The following is a 1,642-nucleotide window of genomic DNA, read 5'->3' on the forward strand; positions in this document are numbered from 1 at the left end:
CGACCGCCGCATCCAACAAGGCCTCAGCACCACCGAAACCATGAGATGCCTCAAGCGCTACATCGCCCGAGAGATCTACACCCTGCTGACCGCTTGACGGACCATAGGAGCATCCGCCCGGAGCCGGGCACGGCGGGCCACACCCCACCACCCAACCACCCAAAGACCGCAAAGAAACGGCGGAGCTAACCCAAGGCCGCAAGGCACGGCGGAAGCAACCACCCAAGCCCGCAAGACACACACGGGCACCCCGGCACCCGGAGCCACGGTTAGCGTGAGCCGGTGCCCCTTCCCGCTCCCCTCGCCTCCGGCCGGACCGCCGACGTGTACGCGCTCGACGGTGCCCAGGTGCTACGCCGCTACCGAGCCGGCGGCGACGTCCGCGCCGAGGCCCAGGTGATGCGTCACCTGCACGCCCGGGGCTATCCGGTGCCGAAGGTGCACCACGCCGACGGCCGCGATCTAGTTCTGGACCGGCTGTCCGGTCCCACCCTCGCGGAGGCCGTCGTCGGGGCGTCATCGATGTCCGGTACGCCGCCCACGTCCTGGCGGACCTGCACGTCCGGCTGCACGCGCTGCCCGCCGCCCGGTCGGCCGATCCGGAGACCCGGATCCTCCACCTCGACCTGCATCCGGAGAACGTCATCCTCACCACGGCCGGCCCGATGGTGATCGACTGGGCGAACGCGACGGAGGGTCCACCGGAGCTGGACGTCGCGATGACGGCGGTGATCCTCGCGGAGGTGGCCACGGACCGGGCTTCCCCGCTGTCGAAGCCGGCGGGCGAGTTGCTGGCGGCGTACCTGGCGGAGGTTGGACCGGTCCGGCTGGTGGAGCGGGCGGCGTCCGTACGCGCGGGCCTCGGACCGCTCGACGCCGACCGGCTGGCCGAGGCGGCCGCGTTGGTCCGCCAGGCGATGCCGGAGGCGGTACCGACGCCGCGAGCGGCAGCGGAGGGACGGCCCGGTGACATGGCGCCGGAAGGTGCCGGCCGGTGATCGGACAACTCGGCCGCCTCCTGCGCTACCCGGTGAAGTCGTTGCTCGGCGAGGACCTCACCGCGGTGGAGGTGAGCCCCGCCGGCCTCACCGGCGACCGCCGGCTGGCCCTGGTGCATCGCACGACCGGGCGGGTGGCCAGCGCGAAGAACCCGCACCGGTGGCGGGCCCTGACGACCATCCGCGCCACCGGGGGCCATCCCGGACCGGTACGCCTCATCCTGCCCGACGGCCGCGCTCTCGCCGCCGACGACGAATGCCTGGACGAGACCCTGTCGGCGCTGCTCGGTGAGCCGGTGACGCTGGCCGACCGGGTCCCCCCGAACGCCGTGGTGGAACGGTCCCGACCGGAGTCGGTACTCGCGGCAGGGATCGACGTCCCGGTGCCCGTGGAGGAGAGCCGGCTCGGCACGGCCGCACCGCCGGGCAGCTTCGTCGACTTCGCGCCGGTCCACCTGCTGACCACCGCGACCCTCGACCGGTTAGGGGCCGCCGTGCCGGCTGGCGCGGTCGACCCCATCCGCTACCGGCCGAACCTGGTCGTGGACACCGCCGGAGACGGATTCGACGAGAACGACTGGATCGGTCGGGAGCTGCGCGTCGGCGCGGAGGTGGTGCTGCGGCTGGTCGCCCCGACGCCGCGC

The 1,642-nt window shown here is 73.1% G+C and carries 3 protein-coding genes; all 3 read left to right on the forward strand.

Going from position 1 to position 1,642, the window contains the following annotated elements:
• Positions 1-282 precede the first annotated feature (282 nt).
• Entirely contained in the window at positions 283-672 is a 390-nt protein-coding gene (locus DKL51_RS35960; protein ID WP_221623278.1) for a phosphotransferase, read from the forward strand.
• Complete coding sequence (locus DKL51_RS35965; RefSeq protein ID WP_260428757.1) at positions 576-998, forward strand: phosphotransferase family protein; 423 nt, start codon at positions 576-578, stop codon at positions 996-998. Before DKL51_RS35960 ends, DKL51_RS35965 begins: the two co-directional genes overlap by 97 nt.
• A partial coding sequence (locus tag DKL51_RS32515; protein ID WP_124813164.1) for an MOSC domain-containing protein occupies positions 995-1,642 on the forward strand: 648 nt, incomplete at its 3' end. The genes DKL51_RS35965 and DKL51_RS32515, both read left to right, overlap by 4 nt.

It is taken from the genome of Micromonospora globispora (assembly GCF_003857015.1).
Lineage (GTDB): Bacteria > Actinomycetota > Actinomycetes > Mycobacteriales > Micromonosporaceae > Micromonospora > Micromonospora globispora.